Genomic DNA, 18,012 nt, shown 5'->3' with positions numbered 1-18,012 from the left:
TGACCCGCACCCCACCCTCAGGGCTGCGGGTCACGTGCGTCGTAGGCCAGGAACCGCGGCTGCCGACGCATCAGCACCGCGACCGCACCGACGCACGCGATTCCGCCGACGACCGCGGCGACACCCTCGCCCCACCACGTCGCACCGGCACCGCCGAGCAGGTCTCCCAGCCGGGGACCGCCAGCCACGACCACCAGGAACACCCCCTGCAGCCGCCCGCGCATCGCGTCCGGCGTGGCGCTCTGCAGGATCGTCGTGCGGAACACCGCACTGACCGCGTCGGCCGCACCGGCCACGGCGAGGCACACCGCGGCGGCCGCGAGCGCCGGCCACAGCACCGACGGTCGCGGACCGGTCACCCGGGTGGCCATCACGAGCACGCCGCCGAACGCACTGATCGCCACACCCCACCCGGCCACGGCCCACGCGATCGCCCGCCCCTGCGCGTGCACGCGCCCCAGCGGCCCGGAGAACACCCCGGCCAGCAGCGAACCGACCGCCGCCGCGGCGGTCATCGCACCGGTCGTCTGGGCACCGCCGCCGATGACCACGGCACCGACGGCGGGGAACAGCACGCGGGGCTGCGCGAGCACCATCGCGGCGAGGTCGACCAGGAACGTCATCCGCACGTTCGGTCGCGTCGTCAGGAACCGCAGGCCCTCGAGGACGGACGCGAGACCGGCGCGATGCGTGGAGCCGTCCTCCCGTTGCGGCGGCAGGTGGACGAGCGCCCACAGGGCCGCCGCGAACGTGACCGCGTCGAGCGCGTACGCGACCGAGTAGTCCCAGACGGCCACGAGCGTCGCCCCGAGCAGCGGCCCGATCGTGACCGCGAGGTTCCACGCGATGGTCTGGAGCGAGTTCGCCGCCGGGAGCAGCCGCGCGGGCAGGAGCTGCGGGACGATCGCCGAGCGCGCGGGGTTGTTCACCGCGAACGCGGCGGACTGCAGCGCGACCAGCGCGTACAGCAGGGGGACCGAGCCGACGTGCCGCCACGCCTGCAGCGCGAGCAGGCACGTCACGACCCAGGCCGCGGTCGCGGAGACGATCGCGACCCGCCGCCGGTCGTGCGCGTCGACCAACGACCCGCCGTACAGCCCGAGGACGACGAGCGGCACGAGCGCGCAGATCCCGAGGATGCCGACCGACAGCGTCGAGCCGCTCAGGTCGTAGACCTCGAGGCCGACGGCGACCACCGTGAGCTGGGAGCCGAGGTTGCTCAGCCCGAGGCCCCACCACAGCCGCCGGAACTCCGGGCTGACCCGCAGCGGGGTCGTGTCGGCGAGGAGTCGGGGCACGACCGCTCAGGCTAGCCGCTGCCCGTCGGCGGGCACCTCCACGGTCCGCGCGGTGCTGCGGGACGTCGACGCGGCGTCCTGCCGCAGCAGGTTCTTCGCCGCCTCGGCCAGGTGGTCGATCATCGCGGCGCTCTGCTCCCGCGCGAGCTCGGCGGCCCTGCTCTCGAGGCCGCTGATCGGCTTGTGCACGAGGGGGTGCGACCACACCGCGCGGGACGCCCGGACGATCCGCTCGTACTGCGGCCGTCCGGCACGCGTCCCGAGCACGTACCCGACCCCGGCTCCGACGACGAATGCTGCCTTGGCTCTCATCCCTGCTCCTTCGGTTCGCACCTCCGCAGAGCCTAGGCGCCCGCGCGCGACGACGACCACGAGATCGGGGACGGCGGCGTCGCTGCATGTCGCGCCCGTGGGCCTCGAGCCCCCTGGTCACGCGCAGGTACCGTGTGTCGACCCGTTCCCGTGCCGCGCACGACGCCCTGCCGTGCCCGATGCCCCGCCGCGGAGGTAGCCATGGCCCGCGAAGGCGACGACCCCGCCGCGCCCACCCCGGTGACGGGCGATCTCGACGTGGCGGACGCCGTGATCGCCGAGATCCTCCGTGGGGTACGTGCAGATCCCGGGCCGAGCGCACGTCAGGTCGGCGTCGAGGCCCTGCGGGCCGGGTCGCGGCGACGATCGGCGGCCCGGCCACCCGGCCCGGCACTGTGGCGGGTGACGGACCTCGTCGTCCCGGCCGATCCTCCGGTCGCGGTGCGCCTGTACCGGCCGGCACCGTCACCCGCGGCGCTGCTGGTCTTCATCCACGGCGGCGGTTGGACGATCGGCGACCTGACGTCGCACGACGCGCTGTGCCGCACGCTCGCACGCGACGCGGGCGTCGCCGTCCTCGCCGTCGACCACCGGCGCGCTCCCGAGGCGCCGTGGCCGGCAGCGGTGGACGACGCCGTCGCGGTGACCCGCTGGGCCGTCGAGCAGGGTCAGGAGGTCGCCGGTACGGACGTCGTGGTCGTCGGCGGGGACAGCTCCGGGGGCAACCTTGCCGCCCTCGTCTGCCTGCGGCTCCGCGACGCCCCGGGCCGGGCGCCGGCCGCGCAGGTGCTGGTGTACCCGAACACCGACCTCACGTTCTCGCTCCCCAGCGTGCGGGAGAAGGCCACCGGCTGGGGTCTGGACGCCGACGACGCCCTCTGGTTCGCGGAGCAGTGGGTGCCGGACCCTCGCCTGCGAGCGGATCCTCGCGTGAGCCCGCTGCGGGAGCCCGACCTCACCGGCCTCCCCCCGGCGATCGCCATCACCGCGGAGCATGACCCCCTGCGGGACGAGGGCGAGGCGTACGCCGCGCGGCTCGCCGAGGCCGGCGTCCCGGTGCACGCACGGCGGGAGCGCGGACTCGTCCACGGGTTCCTCGGGTACGCCGCGACGTCGCCGGCCGCCGCAGCAGCCACCGACCGGCTGACCGCCGACATCCGCACCCTGCTCGCGACCCTGCCGACCTGACCCGTCGACCTGGCCCCGCCCCCAGCCATCGCCCCGACCGCCACCTCGACCACCACCCCGGGACCGTCAAGTGGAGCGACCTGCCACGACACGCCCGCGTGTCGGTGGCAGGTCGCTCCACTTGACGAGGGGGTCAGCTGGTGGTGGCGCCGAAGATCAGGCCGAGCACGTAGGTGGTGCCGGCGGCTCCGTAGCCGATCGCGAGCTGACGCAGTGCGCGGCTGAGGGGCGAGGCCCCGGAGAGCACCCCTACCACCGCACCCGTCCCGAGCAGGGCGATGCCGACGAGCCCCGCGGACACCAGCACCGCGGGGGTACCGGCGAGCCCGACCAGGTAGGGGACCACCGGGATGGCCGCGCCCGACGCGAAGAAGCAGAAGCTCGACAGCGCCGCACCCAGCCCGGTGCCGATCGCCTCGTGGTGGTCGATGTCCGTCGCGGAGTGGACCTCCTCGCCGGAGTCCGCCCGGAGGACGTGCGCGGCACGCTCGCGCGCCTCCTCCGGGGACATGCCGCGCGCACGGTAGACCAGCTCAAGCTCGTTCGCGTCGACGTCCAGGTACGGGACCGCGGCGTTCGCCCGGACGCTCGGAGCCGAGGCCTCGAGCAGCTCACGCTGGGAGCGGACCGACACGTACTCGCCTGCACCCATCGACAGCGCACCGGCGAGCAGCCCCGCGAGCCCGGTCAGCAGCACCACGCGCGTCGTGGCCCCGCTCGCGCCGATGCCGAGCACGAGGGCCAGGTTGCTGACGAGCCCGTCGTTGGCCCCGAACACCGCTGCCCGGAACGAGCCCGAGATCCGGCTCCGGCCCCGCGCGGCAAGGCTGCGGACGACCTCCTCGTGGATGCGCTCGTCGGCTGCCATCGTCGGGGTCGCGTCGGCGTCCTTCTCGTACGCCGACCGCGACTCCGCCTGCTGGGCGAGGGCCAGCACGAACACCGAGCCGAACCGCCGCGCGAGGAAGCCGAGCGCGAGCGTCCGGATGTCACCGCGACGCGGGCGTCCGACGTCCTCGCCGAGCAGCTCACGCCAGTGGGCCTCGTGCCGCCCCTCGGCGTCCGCGAGCGCGAGCAGGATCTCCCGCTCCTCGCCGGTCCGCCGCCCCGCGAGGTCCCGGTACACCGCCGCCTCGGCCTGCTCGTCGGCGAGGTACTGCCGCCACCGGCGCAGCTCGGCGCGGCTGGGCCGACGACGCGGCGGTCCGGGTGGTGCCTGAGCCGCACCGCTGTGGGGCGTGGAGGAGGTCGCCATGCGCACAGTCTCGCAGGGGTCCGCCTCGCCGGGTCGCGCCGTCCGGGACAGCCGCAGGTGGCTCAGGCCTCCCGGGCCGCAGCCGTGAGCGCCTCGACCAGTCCCACCGTCGGGCGTCCGAGGAGCCGTCCGAGCTCACCGCTCGTGCCGGCGAGGAGCCCGTCGCGCGTGTTCGCCTCGAGGGCGACGACGAACCCCGCCGTCCCCTCGTCGAGTCCCGCCGCGAGCAGGCCCTGGAGCCGCTCCTCCGGCGTCACCCTGCGGTGCACGACCGGCCGGCCGATGACCGTCGCGAAGGCCGCCGCGAGGTCGTCGAAGTCCCACGCCACGTCGCCGGAGAGCTCGTACACCGCGCCGTCGTGGCCGCCGGTCGCCAGGACGGTCGCCGCGGCGGCCGCGTAGTCCGAGCGGGGCGCGCTCGCGACCCTGCCGTCGCCGACGCTCGAGACGAGCTCGCCGGTGGCGCGCGCCTGGGCGAGGTCGCCGAGGTAGTTCTCCGTGTACCAGTTGTTGCGCAGGATCGTGAACGCGAGCCCCGACGCGCGGATCAGCTCCTCGGTGGCCTTGTGCTCCGGTGCGAGGACGAGCGGCGAGGTGTCGGCCTTCGGCGCGCTCGTGTACACCACGCGTCGCGCGCCGACCGTCCGGATCGCCTCGAGGACGTTCGCGTGCTGCTCGACGCGGCGGCCGACCTCGCTGCCCGAGACGAGCAGGACGTCGTCGGCCCCGTCGAACGCGGCGACGAGGGAGGCCGGCTCGGTGAAGTCCGCGCGCCGCACCTGGACGCCGCGCGCGGCGAGGTCGGTGAGCGCGTCGACGCGGCGACCGGTCGCGACCACGTCGCCCGGGGCCGTCCCGCCGGAGAGCAGGTTCTCGACGACCAGGCGGCCCAGGTGCCCGGTGGCTCCGGTGACGACGACTGACATGGGGGTCCTTCCGTTCGGTGGCACGGTGCTGACGACGGAAGAACCGTGCGGCGGCGCCAATACTTCCTCAGACGCAGTACCCACTTTCAGGTAAGTTGCTGAGATGGCCGACAGCCACCCGCTCTCCCGACTCCTCACGGACGGGGTGCTGCCTGCGCAGTGCCCGTCCCGCATCGTCCTCGACCACGTCACGAGCAAGTGGGGTGTGCTGGTCCTGGTCGCCCTGTCCGAGGAGTCGCTGCGGTGGGGCGAGCTCCGGCGGGTCGTGGAGGGCATCAGCGAGAAGATGCTCGCCCAGACGCTCCGGGTGCTCGTGGCCGACGGGTTCGTCTCGCGCGACGCCCGGCCGACGATCCCGCCCCGCGTCGACTACGCCCTGACGGAGCGCGGGCATGAGCTCACCGCACGCCTGCTCCCGCTCATGGACTGGATCACCGCCAACGCCGAGGCGATCCTCTCTTAGCGTGCACACAGTGTGACCCCGTACCGTAGGCCCGTCCGTCGTGCGATCGATGACTCGAGAGCACCCACGTGACGGCGGACTGCCGACGATGAAGGACGTGACCCGTGCGCCGACGAATGGCCGCAGCTCTGCTCGCTCCCCTGTTCCTGCTCGCTGCGTGCTCGGGGTCGGGCAGCACTTCGCCGACCGACTCGGCAACGACCGCGGCGACGACGGCACCGACCGCAGCGGCCACCGCGACCGCCGCCGACGTGGCGGCCCTCGCGGCCGTCAAGGTCGAGGGCGCTGCCGGCGCCAAGCCCACGCTGACCTTCACCCAGCCGTTCACCGTCACCGCGCCCGTCGCGCGCATCGAGACCCCGGGAACCGGTGCGGCCCTGACCGAGGGCGAGTCGCTCCAGATCAACTACGTCGCGGTCAGCGGCAAGGACGGCACCGAGTCCGGCACCAACTACGGCTCCGTGCCGGAGACCATCAAGCTCGGCGACACGGGCCTCGTCCCCGCGATGAACGAGGTGCTCGCTGGCCAGAAGGTCGGCGTCAGGTTCCTGCTCGCCGTGCCCGGGTCGGACGGCACGACGACGGTCATGGCGATCGAGGTCGTCGGCGCCAAGGTCATCCCGACCCGCGCCTCGGGCACGGCCGTCACGCCCCCTGCTGACCTTCCGAAGGTGACGCTCGCCGCGAACGGCGAACCCACCCTCACGAAGCCGACCACGACGGCCCCGACCTCGCTGGTGAGCCAGGTGCTCATCAAGGGCACCGGCGTCGCCGTCCAGTCGGGCCAGACGATCACCGTGAACTACAGCGGCTGGCTCTGGGACGGCACCGAGTTCGACACGTCCTGGAAGGGATCGCCCCTGTCGACGCAGATCGGCGCCGGCAAGGTCATCAAGGGCTGGGACGAGGGGCTCGTCGGCCAGACCGTCGGGAGCCAGGTCCTGCTGGTCATCCCGCCGTCGCTCGGCTACGGGGACACCGCGCAGGGCTCCATCCCGGCGGGGTCGACCCTGGTCTTCGTCGTCGACATCCTCGACGCCTCCTGACCGACGGCATCGCCGACCGCGGCCCCCGTCCCCGCCCCGCGCGGAGCCGGGGGCCGCGGTGCGTCAGGGGTCAGGAGCCGCCGGGGCTCCCCGGTGCGTCAGGGCGCGAGGTCGAGCTCCCCGGCGGTCACGACCCGGTTCCCGCCGCCACGCTTGGCCTCGTACATCGCCATGTCGGCGGTGTCCACCAGACGCCAGAGCCCCTCGACCGCTGCCCCCGCGTCGGGGGTCGCGGAGGTCGCGACACCGATCGACGCGGTCAGCGGGTACGGGAGCGGCGCCTCGGCGACCGCGCACCGCAGCTGCTCGCCGCGCAGGAGGACCTCGGCGACGCTCGCGACCGGACGGAGCACCAGGATCTCCTCGCCACCGATCCGTGCGACGACGGCGTCCGACCCGGCCGAGTCCCGGATCGCGCGTGAGACGAGCCGCAACGCCTCGTCGCCTGCCGCGTGGCCGTGGCTGTCGTTCAGGACCTTGAAGCTGTCCAGGTCGAGGACGAACGCCGCGAGGAGCACCCGCTCCTCGTCGACCTCACGCCAGAGCCGCTCCGCCTCGATCTCGACCGCCCGGCGGTTCGACAGCCCGGTCAACGGGTCCGTCGTCGACATCAGCTCGGTCTCATGGAGGAGCCGTTCGCTGCGCATGCGCAGGCCGTAGACGAGCAGCGCCGCGAGGATCAGCACCCCGCTCTGCACGACGACCTGGATCATCAGCGCGCGACCGTTGAGCTCGGAGTTCGAGAGCCCGACCCAGCAGATCGGCGGCACCACCAGCAGCTGGACGACGAACCCTCGCGCCTCCAGGAAGCTCGCCCCCGCCGTGAGGGCGAGCAGGAGCATCAGCGGTCCGGCGTACAGGTGCGCGTTCAGCGTCGTGAGCGCGACGACGACGTACACCGCGTTGCCGTACGCGATCAGCAGCGCGACCGCGCGGTAGCTCAGCCGCGGCAGCCGGAGGAAGTAGATCCCCATCACCACGAGCAGGGCCATCATCGTGCCGTAGACGATCCGGCCGACCCCCGGTCGCAGCACCCCGTCCACGCCGAGGTTCAACGCCCCGAGCGCAGCTCCTGCCAGCAGGATGAATCCGAGCGCGCGAGCCGGGACGACGCTCGACAGCGGTGCGGCGCGATCACCGGGCGCAAGGGTCCGCGACCATGACGGTCTGCCGCCCCTCTCGCCTGTCACCCGTCCATCATGACGGTCGACTGCCCGAAAACCCCTGGTCCGACCGGGCGAAATCCTCCCCATCCGGACGTTTCACCCTCGGACGTGCTGGGCCGGACGAGTGACCGGACCGGATCAGACGCGCCACCTCGTCGAGGCGGTCGAGCACCACCCCGGGCGAGCTCAACCACTCCGGGAGCCAGACGCGCTCGACGGCGGGCCACCTCAGGGAGCGGACGAGCACCTCGACCGGGAGCCCGTCGCGATCCGCGACCGTGCGGCGCGCCGCCCACGCGGGTCCGTCGAGCAGCACGGCCAGGATCGAACGCGACGGCTCGTCGGGGAACGACACGACGAGGTCGATCCGGAACTCCGAGAGCCCGACGTCGGTCCGCACGCTCAGGCCACGGGTCCGCAACCCGTCGGCGATCTGCTCGCGGTGCCGGTCGACGGCGGTGGCCAGGCGCCGGCTCGCCGCGGTGGCTCCCGCGCCGGTACGCGTCGCGGTGGCCGGACCACCGCCCGGTGCGGAACCGACCCTGGCGGTCCCCGCTGCGCCGACGTGCGGCGCGGAACCGGCGGCCGCGAGGTCGAGGTAGTCGCGCAGGTGCTTGACACCGACGCTCGTGGTCTCGTCGGCGCGGAGGTCCGCCGGGTCGAACGACGAGAACACGACGACCTCGCGCCGGGCCCGCGTCACGGCCACGTTGAGCCGCCGTTCCCCGCCCTCACGGTTGAGCGGACCGAAGTTGAGCGGCAAGCGCCCGGACCCGTCGGCCGAGAACGCGGTCGAGAGCAGGATCGTGTCGCGCTCGTCCCCCTGGACGTTCTCGAGGTTCTTGACGAACAGCCCGTCACCGTCGACGCCCCCGTCGAGTGCCTGCAGGACGCGGTCGTCGCCGGAGTCGCGCAGCAGCTGCTCGACGAGGGTGCGCTGGGGGGCGTTGAGCGTCACGACCCCCAGGCTCGGCACGGTGTGCTCCGACGCACCGAACCGGCGCAGCACGTCGCGCACGACGGCCTCGGCCTCGACGGGGTTGGTACGCAACGGGCCGGCGTCGCGGGTCCCGGACCTCAGCGACCGCGGTCCGGGGGGGGACGGCTCGGTGGAAGTGGCCGTCGACGCGCTCGAGCCGGACGCCGTGCCCTGGCCGACCGGGCACCGACGGCGCCGGGAAGGTGGAGAGCCGGCCGTCGTAGTAGTGCTGGTTGCTGAACGCGATGAGCGACTCGTCCTGGCTGCGGTAGTGCCACGACAGCCACAGCCGCGGGACGCGCGCCTGGACGCACTCCGACAGGATGCTCTCCTCGTCCTGCACCGCACCTGCGGCACCGGCGTCCGGTCGGGCCACCTCGACGCCGTCCGCGTCGAGGTCGTCGCCCGACGCGTCCCCGGTCGCCTCGGCGAACGACGTCGGCGGCAGCTGCTTGCTGTCGCCCACCACGACCACCGCGCGGGACCGGCCCATCGCCCCGACGGCGTCGGCGACCCGGATCTGCGACGCCTCGTCGAACACGACGAGGTCGAACATCCCGGCCCGCACGGGGAAGAACCTCGCGAGCGAGTCGGGGCTCACGAGCACGCACGGCGTCACCCGGGTGATGAGGTCGCCGTAGGCGGTCATCAGGGCGCGCACGCCCTTGCCCCCGCGCTGCCGGGCGAGCTCCCGCTGCAACGCGCCGAGCTCCTGGTCGTCGCGGCGGTCCTGTTCCTCGGCGGCGGCGCGGTCCGGAGCACGGCGCGCGGCCAGCACCTCGGCGGGGATCGCGCTGCGCAGGTGCTCGCGCACCGCGTCGGACGCCTCCGCGAAACGCCGCACCGCGCGGTCGTGGGCCTGCGGGTCGAAACCGTCCAGCCCCGTCGCGGCCCGACGCTCACGCCCCGACGCCGACGCGACACCGCGGTCGAGGGCACGCACGGCGTCCTCCGCCGCAACCGTCCCGGCGAGGAGGAGCTCGCGCGCATCCGGCATCCCGGCCGCGCGCACCGGCTCGAGCGCAGCGACGAACGCCACCCATCGCCGGAGCCCGAGCGTCGACTCCTCGCCGTCGGCGCGACCGGCGGCGGTGCTCGCCCACCGGGCCACGAACCCGACGTCCCCCGACCACGTCGACATCTGACCGGCCTCGGCCCGCGCGACCTGCGCCAGCGCAGCCGTCGCACGTGCCGCGCGGTCGATCGCGGCGGCGACCTGCGGGGCGAGGATCCCGGCCCCCGGTGCGTCGAGGTAGCGGCGCAGCGCGAGCACGAACGCGTCGCGACGCAGGTCCGGACCGTCCGGGTCGACGAGCTCACCGGCGCGGACCACCCACTCGACCTGCTCCCGGAGCAGGTCACGACCGGCCGGGGTCAGCGGGTTCCAGCCGTCGGGGAGCCGCAGTCCCGGGACGGTGAGGACCCGCGATGCGAGCGCCGCGGAACCCGCCTGCAGCGCGAGCAGCTGCGTGGTGAGCAGAGGCACGTCGCGCGCCTTGACCGTCGCGCCCGGGTGCAGCACGGGCTGGAGGTCCAGCAGGACGTCCTCCAGCCGACCCTTGCGGCCCAGCAGCCCGGACGTCGCCGCCTCGCGCGCCCGCCGGTGCAGGTCGGCCACCGGAAGGTCGAGCGCCTCGGGGCGGAGCACCTCGAGCCCGGGGTGCGCCTCGGCGGCGAACGCGTCGACCTCGGCGACCGCCGCTGCGGCCGCCTCGCGCCAGCGCGCGTCGCGCGACGCGTCGAGCGTCACGAGGTCGGTCGGCAGGGTGGTCTCGCCGGTCAGCGGGTCACCGGCAGCGGCGTCCACGAGCGCGGCCAGGACCCCCAGGTCCTCGTGGGAGCGCGCCGCCGAGATCGGGTCCGCGAGCGTCCCCGGCCGGGCGGCGCCGACCAGCCCGGTGAAGTCGCGCAGCGCGGCGTCGACCTCCTCGACCGCGCGGCGCAGACCCGCGACGTCGAGGCTGCCCGGCGTCGTGATCCCGACGAACCCCCACGGGTTCTCCGGGCCGGGGTGGGCGAGGTCGGCGACGTCCGGCAGGGCCGCGAGCAGCCGCCGGACCTCGAGGAGCCGCGCACCGCCCGGATCGGTCAGCAGGTCGAGCGGCACCGGGAGGACGGGAGCGCCCGGCCCGGTCTCGCCGAGTGCCAGGAGCCCGGTCCGGGCCGAGTAGAACGAGAACCCCGCGCCGTTCGGCTCGTGCAGCCGTGCCGCGTACCGGGCCAGGGTCCCGCGTGCGGTCGCGAGCTGCTCGAGATCGGCGCCGTAGCCCTGGTCGTCCACGTCGACGGTGTGCTCCAGCGCCGCTCTCAGCTGCGCGCGTACCGCCGCCGGACGTGACCCGGCATCGTGCAGGTCCAGCGCGAGCGGTCCCATCCCGACGGCGTCGAGCCGCGACTGGACCACGTCGAGCGCAGCTCGCTTCTCGGCGACGAACAGCACCCGCAGCCCCTCCGCGACGGCGCGGGTCAGGAGGTTCGTGATGGTCTGCGACTTGCCGGTGCCCGGCGGCCCCTCGAGCACGAACGTGCGCCCGGCGACGGCCTGGGCGATCGCGTCGAGCTGCGAGGCGTCGGCCGGGACGGGGCACGCGGCACCGAGCTCGTCGAGGTCGACACCGTCGGGGGCGGCGACGGGGTCGACGAACGCCTCGGTCGGCGCGTGCACCAGGTGGTGGACGAGCGGGTTGGCCAGGAGCTCCTGCCAGCTGTCGTCGAGGTCCTTCCACAGCCGGAACTTCGCGAACTGCAGCACGGCCAGGTGCGCGGTCTCCTCGACGTGGAACGGCAGCCCGCGGCCCGCGAGCGCGGTGCGCACCGACAGCAGCGCGGTGTCGACGTCGATGCCGGCACCGTCGTCGACCGGTGCCGCGAGGCCCGGGATCTGCAGCCCGTGCACCTGGCGCAGCTTCTCGAGCAGGCTGAGGTTCGGGGTGGTCGCACCCGCGTCGTCGAGCTCGACCCGGTACTCGCCGGAGCGGCCGTACGTGACCAGACGCACCGGGACGAGGATCAGCGGCGACCGCAGCTCACGGCCGTCGAGCGACCAGACGAGCGTCCCGAGCGTCAGGTAGAGGTTGTTCGCCCCGGTCTCCTCGACCACGGTGCGCGCCTTGTACGCGAGGGCGCGCATCCGTGCCGGGTAGGTCACGGCCCGCAGGTCGGTGAACAGGACCCGGCGGCGCTCGAAGAGGTCGTCGAGGACGTCCGTCGGGACGTCGGCGCCGGTGGTCGCCCCACGGGCCCGGGTGACCTCGTCGAGCTCGTCGGCGGGGATCAGCGTCAGTGCCTCGTGCAGGTGCAGCGCGTCCTCGATCGTGCCGAGGCTGCCCGGGGTCACGGTGAGGGTGACGGCGGAACGGGCGGAGAAGTTCAGCAGCCGGTTGCGCAGGCTGAGGTCGAGCAGGGCCGTCTTCCACCGCCGCACCCGCAGCGGCGGCCCGGCCTCGACGGGTGGCACCGTCGCACCCACCGGGCCAGGTGCGCCGTCGACGGCCTCGTGAGCGCCCGCCCGGTGCGGGTCGGACGGCCGCATGAGGAGCGGCGAGTCGGGGCTCTCCCGCACCTCCTCGGAGCCGTCGGCCGCGGTCACGACGACCGGGAGCGCGCGCACCCCGGCCTGCCGTGCGCGCCGCACGTCGACGACGCCGAGAGCGTCCGCCAGGTTCACACCGCTGCTGCGGACGGTGCCGGAGACCACCGCAGGGTCGACCGTCCCGAGCAGCTCCAGGTCGACGAGGTTGACGACCTCCGCGACGTCGGTCTGCGCGACCGGACCGAGCGCGGCCTCGGTGCGCCAGTACCCGAGCCGGGCGCTGTCCCCGAGCACCCAGACGAGTGGTGCGACGCCCAGGGCCTCCAGCGCCCCGGCGAGGACGAGCGTCACCTCGAGGTCGGACCCCGCACCGTCGGCCACGACCTCCGAGGGGGTGCGGAGCTGCTGACCGGTCCCGGCGGCGGCCGGCGGCACGCTCACGGTCCGGATCCGGTGCGCCGCGAGGGCGCGGACGACGGCGTCGACGAGCACATCGGTCCCGACGTCCGCCGGGACACGTCTCCTGGCCTCCGCGGCGAGCTCGACGACGACGGGGTCGTGCGGCCTCACGTAGGCGGGCAGGAGCTCCAGGGCCAGGACGGGCGGGTCCGCGGTCCACTCGTGCGGCGCGAGCAGCACGACCCGCACCGTCCGCTCGGCGAGGAGCCGGCCGTCGCCGTGGACGGTGAGGTGCACGCTGCCCGGTCGTCTCCCCGGGAGCTGGAGCATCGTCGCCGGGTCGAGCTGGAGGTCGACGTCCTCGAGCTCCGTCGTGGCACCCGGCCACAGGTCGACGACCCGCTCCCACGGCGACCCGACCCGGCCTTCGACGTCCCGGAGCTCGACGTGCACCACCACACCGGTCAGCGGACCGCGGTCGACCGGCTCGCCCTCGGGCGATGCGAGCCGGAGGTCGATCCGGCTGACCACCGGGAGCCGGCTGTGGACCATCGGGTACGAGACGACGGGCACGACGTCGACGTCGAGGATCACGTCCGGCTGCGCACGTGACGACGTCTCCCCACCGGCCATCCGCGTCGCCCTCCCGTCCGCGTGCACCACGCGTGCGTCAACGCGCAGGGTACAAGGCCCGGCTGCGCACGCGTGTCATCGCACCGCACGCCGCCTCCGCACGACGTGTCGCCGCCTCCGCACGACGTGTCGCCGCCTCCGCACGACGTGTCGCCGCCTCCGCACGACGTGTCGCCGCCTCCGTGCCGGGTGACGGGGTCAGCCGAGGAGCCCCTGCCAGGCGGCGACGCCCGCGGCCCCGCCGAGCAGCGGGGCCGCGACCGGGACCCAGGAGTAGTGCCAATCGGAGCTGCCCTTGTGCCGCAGGGGCAGCATCGCGTGGACGAGCCGCGGGCCGAGGTCGCGGGCGGGGTTGAGCGCGGGGCCGGTCGGTCCGCCGAGGCCGACGACGAGGGCCCAGACGAGGAACCCGATCGCGAGGTGCGCCACGCCCGGCTCCGCGGCCGTGACCGGCGAGTGCAGGATCGCGAGTGCCGCGAACATCAGGACGAACGTGCCGAGGACCTCGTTGGCGAACCCGTTCAGCCTGCTGTGCGCGGCGTTGACCGTGGCGAACGTCGCGAGGACGTCGTCGGTGTCGGTGGTGAGGTCGTAGTACGGCTTGTGCGTCGCGACGATCGCGAGCTGGCCGAGCATCGCGCCGAGCAGCTGCGCGCCGACGTACGCCGGGACGAGGCTCCACGGGAACATGCCCGAGATCGCCTGCCCGATCGTCATCGCGGGGTTGATGTGCGCCCCGCTGATCCCCCCGAACATGAGCACCGGGATCATGACGCCGAACCCGTAGCCCATCGCGATCAGCCCCCAGCCGCCGCGGTAGCCCTTCGCGCCCTTGAGGTGGACGTTCGCCACCGCACCGTTGCCCAGGACGATGAGGATCGCGGTGCCGAGGAGCTCGCACGTGAGCCTGACGGCGAGCGGGTACTGGTCGTTCATGGCGTCGGGCTCCGTTTCGCGGGAGGGCGTGCGCACGCACTGACCGGGGCCGACCTGCCCGGTCACGGAGGGATCACCTCGACGACCGCCGCTGCACCTGTCGGGCGCCAGTGTCCCCTACAGCCCGAGCAACCACCACCCGCCGAGCCCGAGCGCCCCCACGTCCACCACCAGGAAGAACCCGACCCAGACGAGCCCGGGGAGGTGGGTGAGCCGTGCGAGGACGTCGGCGTCGGACCCGCTGGTGCGCCGGCGTCGCCGCAGCCGCTGCAGCTCGATCACGGGCCGTGGCGCAGCGATCAGCAGGAACCACGTCACGAGGTAGGCAAACGCCACCTGGACCTCCGCCGAGGCCCACCAGGTGACCGCGACGATCAGCGCACCGAAGACGAGCATCGACCACAGCCCGAACCAGTTGCGCACCTGGACGATCAGCACGAGGAGCGCGACGAGCAGCAACCACAGGAGCCCGACCGCATGACCTGCCCGGAGCAGCGCCGCCGACCCCAGACCGAGCAGTGCCGGCCCGATGTACCCGACGAGCACCGTGGTCACCATGCCTGCCCCGGTCGGGCGCCCGACGGACACCGTGAGCCCCGACGTGTCGGAGTGCAGGCGGATCCCGGTGAGCCGCCGCCCGGTGAGGACCGCGGCCGTGGCGTGCGCACCCTCGTGGACGATCGTCACCGCGTGCCGCGTGCGGGCCCAGAGCCCGGGGACCGCGACGAGCAGGAACGCCACGGCGGCGGTCGCCGCGATGACCTGGCCCGACGGTGGGGGCTGGACGGCGCTGGCCCGCTCCCACAGAGGGACGACCGGGGACAAGAGGTGCGGGCCGACGACACCGATGAGCTCCGCCGCGACCATGCGCCCACCCTACGGACGTGCCTCGCGGTCCGCAGCGGGTTCATGGTCCGCAGCGGGTTCGCCGTCTCCAGCGGGTTCGCCCGGCCGGGCGGCGAGACGGTCGACGCCAACCTGGGTGAGGACGGCAGCGGTCAGAGCCCCGGCGACTGCGACGCCGTTGGCGACGCCGGTCGAGGCATCGTTCGCGACCGCCAGGGCGCCGACGAGGCCGAGCACGACGGCGGCGTTGCCGATCGTCGGCCCGGAGACGCCCACGCGGCCGATCCGGACCTCGTCCAGGAGCACCCGGACGACCAGGGACACCAGCAGGAACACCAGACCGAGCCCGGCGACGAGCAGGTACGTGATCACGGCTGCCGTCCTTCCGTGCGGTCCGCGCTCCTGGGGCGACAGTACCGCGGCGGTCGGCGCGCCCTGTCGGGGTGCGGCCCGTCGTCATGCGACCACGCCCCGACATCGAGCCCGTCGTGCCGCGCAGCCGCCGTGCCGCGCAGCCGCCGGCTTGCTCAGCCGTGACCCGCACAGCTGTGACCCCCTCAGCCGTCGGCGCCCCGGAGTCGTCGCGGCCCGGGCCCCTGTGCCCCGAGCACGTCGTCGGGGTTCGTGAGCCGGCACGAGCGCAACGAGAGGCAGCCGCAGCCGATGCAGCTCGTGAGGTCGTCCCGCAGGCTCGTCAGGTCGGCGATGCGACGGTCCAGGTCGTCCTGCCACCGGCGCGACAGGCGCGCCCAGTCACGAACGGTCGGGGTCCGGTTGTCCGGCAAGGTCGCCAGAGCGTCGCGAATCTCGCCGAGCGGGATTCCGACGCGTTGGGACACCCGGATGAAGGCGACCCGGCGGACGACCTCGCGCGCGTACCGCCGCTGGTTGCCCGCGGTACGGTGCGCGTGGATCAGCCCTTCACGCTCGTAGAAGTGGAGCGTCGAGACGGCGACCCCGCTCCGTTCCGCGACCTGACCGGGCGTGAGCACGTTCGCGGTGGAGGAGACTGTCACGGGGCGAGAATAGGCGGTTGACCTCAACCCTGGTTGAGGTTGCAGGCTGAGGCCCGCACCCGCAGACGATCAGGAGCCAGCTGTGACCGACGCCGCCCGCCAGGACGCGACCACCACGGCGGACTCCCCGACGGACGGACCCGGGCGCACGAGCCTCAGCCCCTTCACCGGTCGGTACCGCACGCTCTCGATCGGCATGGTCGCGCTGATCGGCCTGTCCGCGTTCGAGTCGCTCGCGGTCGCCACCGCGATGCCCTGGGTCGCGACGGCCCTGCACGGCATGGCCCTCTACGCGACGGCCTTCGCGGGCCCCCTCGCGTCCGGAGTGATCGGGATGACCGTGGCGGGCACGTGGACGGACCGTCGCGGCCCGACGTCGCCGCTGCTCGTCGGGGTCGGCCTGTTCGTGATCGGTCTGCTCGTCGCCGGACTCGCGCCGACGATGCTCGTGCTCGTCGTCGGGCGGATCGTCCAGGGCATCGGCTCCGGCATGCTGATCGTCGCGCTCTACGTCGTCGTCGCCCGCGTGTACCCCGAACCGGTGCGGCCGCGCGTCTTCGCGTCGTTCGCGGCCGCGTGGGTGGTGCCCGGCATCGTCGGCCCGGGCATCGCCGGGCTGATCGTCGAGCACCTCGGGTGGCGATGGGTGTTCCTCGGCGTGCCGATGCTCGCGGTCCCGGCGCTCCTGGTGCTCCGCCCGGCGCTGCGGGCGATGCCGAGCGGCGGTGCCACGTCCGACGCGTCGGCGCACGACCCGTCGCAGGACGCCGCCCGTCGCCGCACCGTGCTGTCGGTGGTGGCCGCGGCCGGGGTGCTCGCGCTGCACCACGGCGGGCAGCAGCGAGGGACCGCGATGGCGATCTGGGTGGTCGGCGGTCTTGCGGCCCTGGCCGTCTCCGTCCCGCAGCTCGTCCCCGCGGGCACCCTGCGGTCGCGGCGCGGGCTGCCGACCGCGATCGGCCTGCGGGGGCTGCTGAGCGCCGCGTACTTCGGCACCGAGATCTTCGTCCCGCTGCTGCTCACCACCCACCGTGGCCTGAGCGCCGCCGCGGCCGGGACATTCCTCACGGCGACGGCGGTCGCCTGGGCGGCCGGGTCGGCACTCCGCGGACGCGCCTCCGGGTGGTCCGACGCGGCGCTCCTGCGCATCGGCACGATCAGCGTCCTCGCGGGGATCGGGACCGCCGGGCTGATGCTCGTGCCGGCCTTCCCGCTCGCGGCCGCGTTCGTCGGCTGGTGCCTCGCCGGGTTCGGGATGGGCGTGACGATCCCGACGCTGTCGCTGCTGACCCTGCGGCTGTCGTCCCCCGCGGAGCAGGGCGTGAACAGCTCCGCCCTGCAGGTCGTGGACGCCGTCACCAGCGCCTCGATGCTGGCGCTCAGCGGTGGGCTGTTCGTCGTCCTCGGAGGTCCCGGACGGCCCGTCGCGTTCGTGACGTGCTTCGCCGTCGCAGCGGCCACCGGCATGCTCGCCCTCGCGCTCTCCGGCCGCACGACGGAGCGGATCCACAGGGGAGACAAGGCGCTCCGGACGCCTTAGCCTGGTACTACCTCAATGGCGAGGAGCCTGTCATGACGTGGGTTCGCATCATGGTTCCCGCGGTGGTCTTCGGTATCGCCTCCTTCACAGTGCCCTCGGCGGGACGGACCACCCGTTGGCGGACGCGTGCCGCCGAACGCCTCGAGCGCCTGGCGAAGCACCTGCGCCACAAGCCCAAGGAAGCCGATCCGTTCGAGGTGCTGTCGGTCCAGATGCGTCTCTCCGTGATCGCGGCGGACATCCGGGCGATCGAGGACGAGCCCCACCTGTACGCCCGGGCGCACCACCTGCACGCGGCGCGCGTCGCCTACGACGACCTCCTCGCCGAGGCGTGCCGGCTCGCGGGGCTCGAGCCCGGACCGCGCATGAGTTTCTCGGTGCCGGAGGAGAAGAGGTTCGACGAGCGGCTCCGCGAGGAGGTCGAGCTCACCGCCCTCGGCTGGACCTGGTGACGACCGGCCGGTGAGACCGAGAGGT

The 18,012-nt window shown here is 74.1% G+C and carries 15 protein-coding genes and 1 pseudogene; 5 read left to right on the top strand and 11 right to left on the bottom strand.

The annotated features are described in order from the left end of the window. Positions 1-17 precede the first annotated feature (17 nt). Positions 18-1,298: an MFS transporter gene (locus LJB74_RS10915; protein ID WP_259308554.1), complete on the bottom strand. Its 1,281-nt coding sequence runs from the start codon at positions 1,296-1,298 to the stop codon at positions 18-20. Positions 1,299-1,304: 6 nt separating this feature from the next. Next, a complete protein-coding gene (locus LJB74_RS10910; RefSeq protein WP_259308553.1) occupies positions 1,305-1,610 on the bottom strand; it encodes a YtxH domain-containing protein in 306 nt (101 codons plus the stop codon). A gap of 201 nt (positions 1,611-1,811) precedes the next feature. On the opposite strand from LJB74_RS10910, the gene LJB74_RS10905 reads away from it, so the two are divergent. Continuing rightward, positions 1,812-2,798 carry an alpha/beta hydrolase gene (locus tag LJB74_RS10905; RefSeq protein ID WP_259308552.1) on the top strand — a complete coding sequence of 329 codons (987 nt, stop codon included), beginning with the start codon at positions 1,812-1,814 and terminating at the stop codon, positions 2,796-2,798. Between the two features lie 133 nt (positions 2,799-2,931). On the opposite strand, the gene LJB74_RS10900 is transcribed toward LJB74_RS10905, so the two are convergent. Together LJB74_RS10900 and LJB74_RS10895 are read right to left on the bottom strand one after the other, a co-directional pair. Then, positions 2,932-4,053 (bottom strand): VIT1/CCC1 family protein, encoded by a 1,122-nt coding sequence (locus LJB74_RS10900; RefSeq protein WP_259308551.1) that lies wholly within the window; start codon positions 4,051-4,053, stop codon positions 2,932-2,934. A 62-nt stretch (positions 4,054-4,115) separates the two neighbouring features. Further along, entirely contained in the window at positions 4,116-4,979 is an 864-nt protein-coding gene (locus LJB74_RS10895; RefSeq protein ID WP_259308550.1) for an SDR family oxidoreductase, read from the bottom strand. A gap of 103 nt (positions 4,980-5,082) precedes the next feature. Between LJB74_RS10895 and LJB74_RS10890 the strand changes: the two genes are divergently transcribed. Next, positions 5,083-5,442 carry a helix-turn-helix domain-containing protein gene (locus LJB74_RS10890; protein ID WP_259308549.1) on the top strand — a complete coding sequence of 120 codons (360 nt, stop codon included), beginning with the start codon at positions 5,083-5,085 and terminating at the stop codon, positions 5,440-5,442. 104 nt (positions 5,443-5,546) lie between these two features. Further along, complete coding sequence (locus LJB74_RS10885) at positions 5,547-6,488, top strand: FKBP-type peptidyl-prolyl cis-trans isomerase (RefSeq protein ID WP_259308548.1); 942 nt, start codon at positions 5,547-5,549, stop codon at positions 6,486-6,488. 98 nt (positions 6,489-6,586) lie between these two features. Here the strand turns inward: LJB74_RS10885 and LJB74_RS10880 are convergent, their stop codons facing one another. From LJB74_RS10880 to soxR, 7 genes and pseudogenes are all read right to left on the bottom strand, one after another. Continuing rightward, positions 6,587-7,678, bottom strand: coding sequence for a diguanylate cyclase (locus LJB74_RS10880; RefSeq protein WP_259308547.1), 1,092 nt, complete (start codon positions 7,676-7,678; stop codon positions 6,587-6,589). Positions 7,679-7,685: 7 nt separating this feature from the next. Continuing rightward, complete coding sequence (locus tag LJB74_RS10875) at positions 7,686-8,663, bottom strand: AAA domain-containing protein (RefSeq protein WP_259310341.1); 978 nt, start codon at positions 8,661-8,663, stop codon at positions 7,686-7,688. 2,338 nt (positions 8,664-11,001) lie between these two features. Continuing rightward, positions 11,002-12,165: pseudogene (locus LJB74_RS10870) on the bottom strand (DUF4011 domain-containing protein); the annotation flags it as partial. Between the two features lie 1,230 nt (positions 12,166-13,395). Then, entirely contained in the window at positions 13,396-14,133 is a 738-nt protein-coding gene (locus tag LJB74_RS10865; protein ID WP_259308546.1) for an MIP/aquaporin family protein, read from the bottom strand. Between the two features lie 117 nt (positions 14,134-14,250). Further along, positions 14,251-15,000 (bottom strand): M50 family metallopeptidase, encoded by a 750-nt coding sequence (locus LJB74_RS10860; protein ID WP_259308545.1) that lies wholly within the window; start codon positions 14,998-15,000, stop codon positions 14,251-14,253. A 9-nt stretch (positions 15,001-15,009) separates the two neighbouring features. Then, on the bottom strand, positions 15,010-15,351 hold the full coding sequence (locus LJB74_RS10855; RefSeq protein ID WP_259308544.1) for a hypothetical protein: 342 nt from the start codon (positions 15,349-15,351) through the stop codon (positions 15,010-15,012). A 185-nt stretch (positions 15,352-15,536) separates the two neighbouring features. Next, a complete protein-coding gene (gene soxR / locus LJB74_RS10850; protein ID WP_259308543.1) occupies positions 15,537-15,995 on the bottom strand; it encodes a redox-sensitive transcriptional activator SoxR in 459 nt (152 codons plus the stop codon). 82 nt (positions 15,996-16,077) lie between these two features. Between soxR and LJB74_RS10845 the strand changes: the two genes are divergently transcribed. After that, positions 16,078-17,535, top strand: a complete 1,458-nt coding sequence (locus LJB74_RS10845; protein ID WP_259308542.1) for an MFS transporter — start codon at positions 16,078-16,080, stop codon at positions 17,533-17,535. A 32-nt stretch (positions 17,536-17,567) separates the two neighbouring features. Continuing rightward, positions 17,568-17,987, top strand: coding sequence for a hypothetical protein (locus tag LJB74_RS10840; RefSeq protein WP_259308541.1), 420 nt, complete (start codon positions 17,568-17,570; stop codon positions 17,985-17,987). Positions 17,988-18,012: the final 25 nt, after the last annotated feature.

It is taken from the genome of Cellulomonas sp. P24 (genome assembly GCF_024704385.1).
In the GTDB taxonomy this organism is placed as follows: domain Bacteria; phylum Actinomycetota; class Actinomycetes; order Actinomycetales; family Cellulomonadaceae; genus JAJDFX01.
The sequence above is the reverse complement of the archived record's forward strand: the minus strand, read 5'-3'. Positions and strand labels throughout refer to the sequence as shown.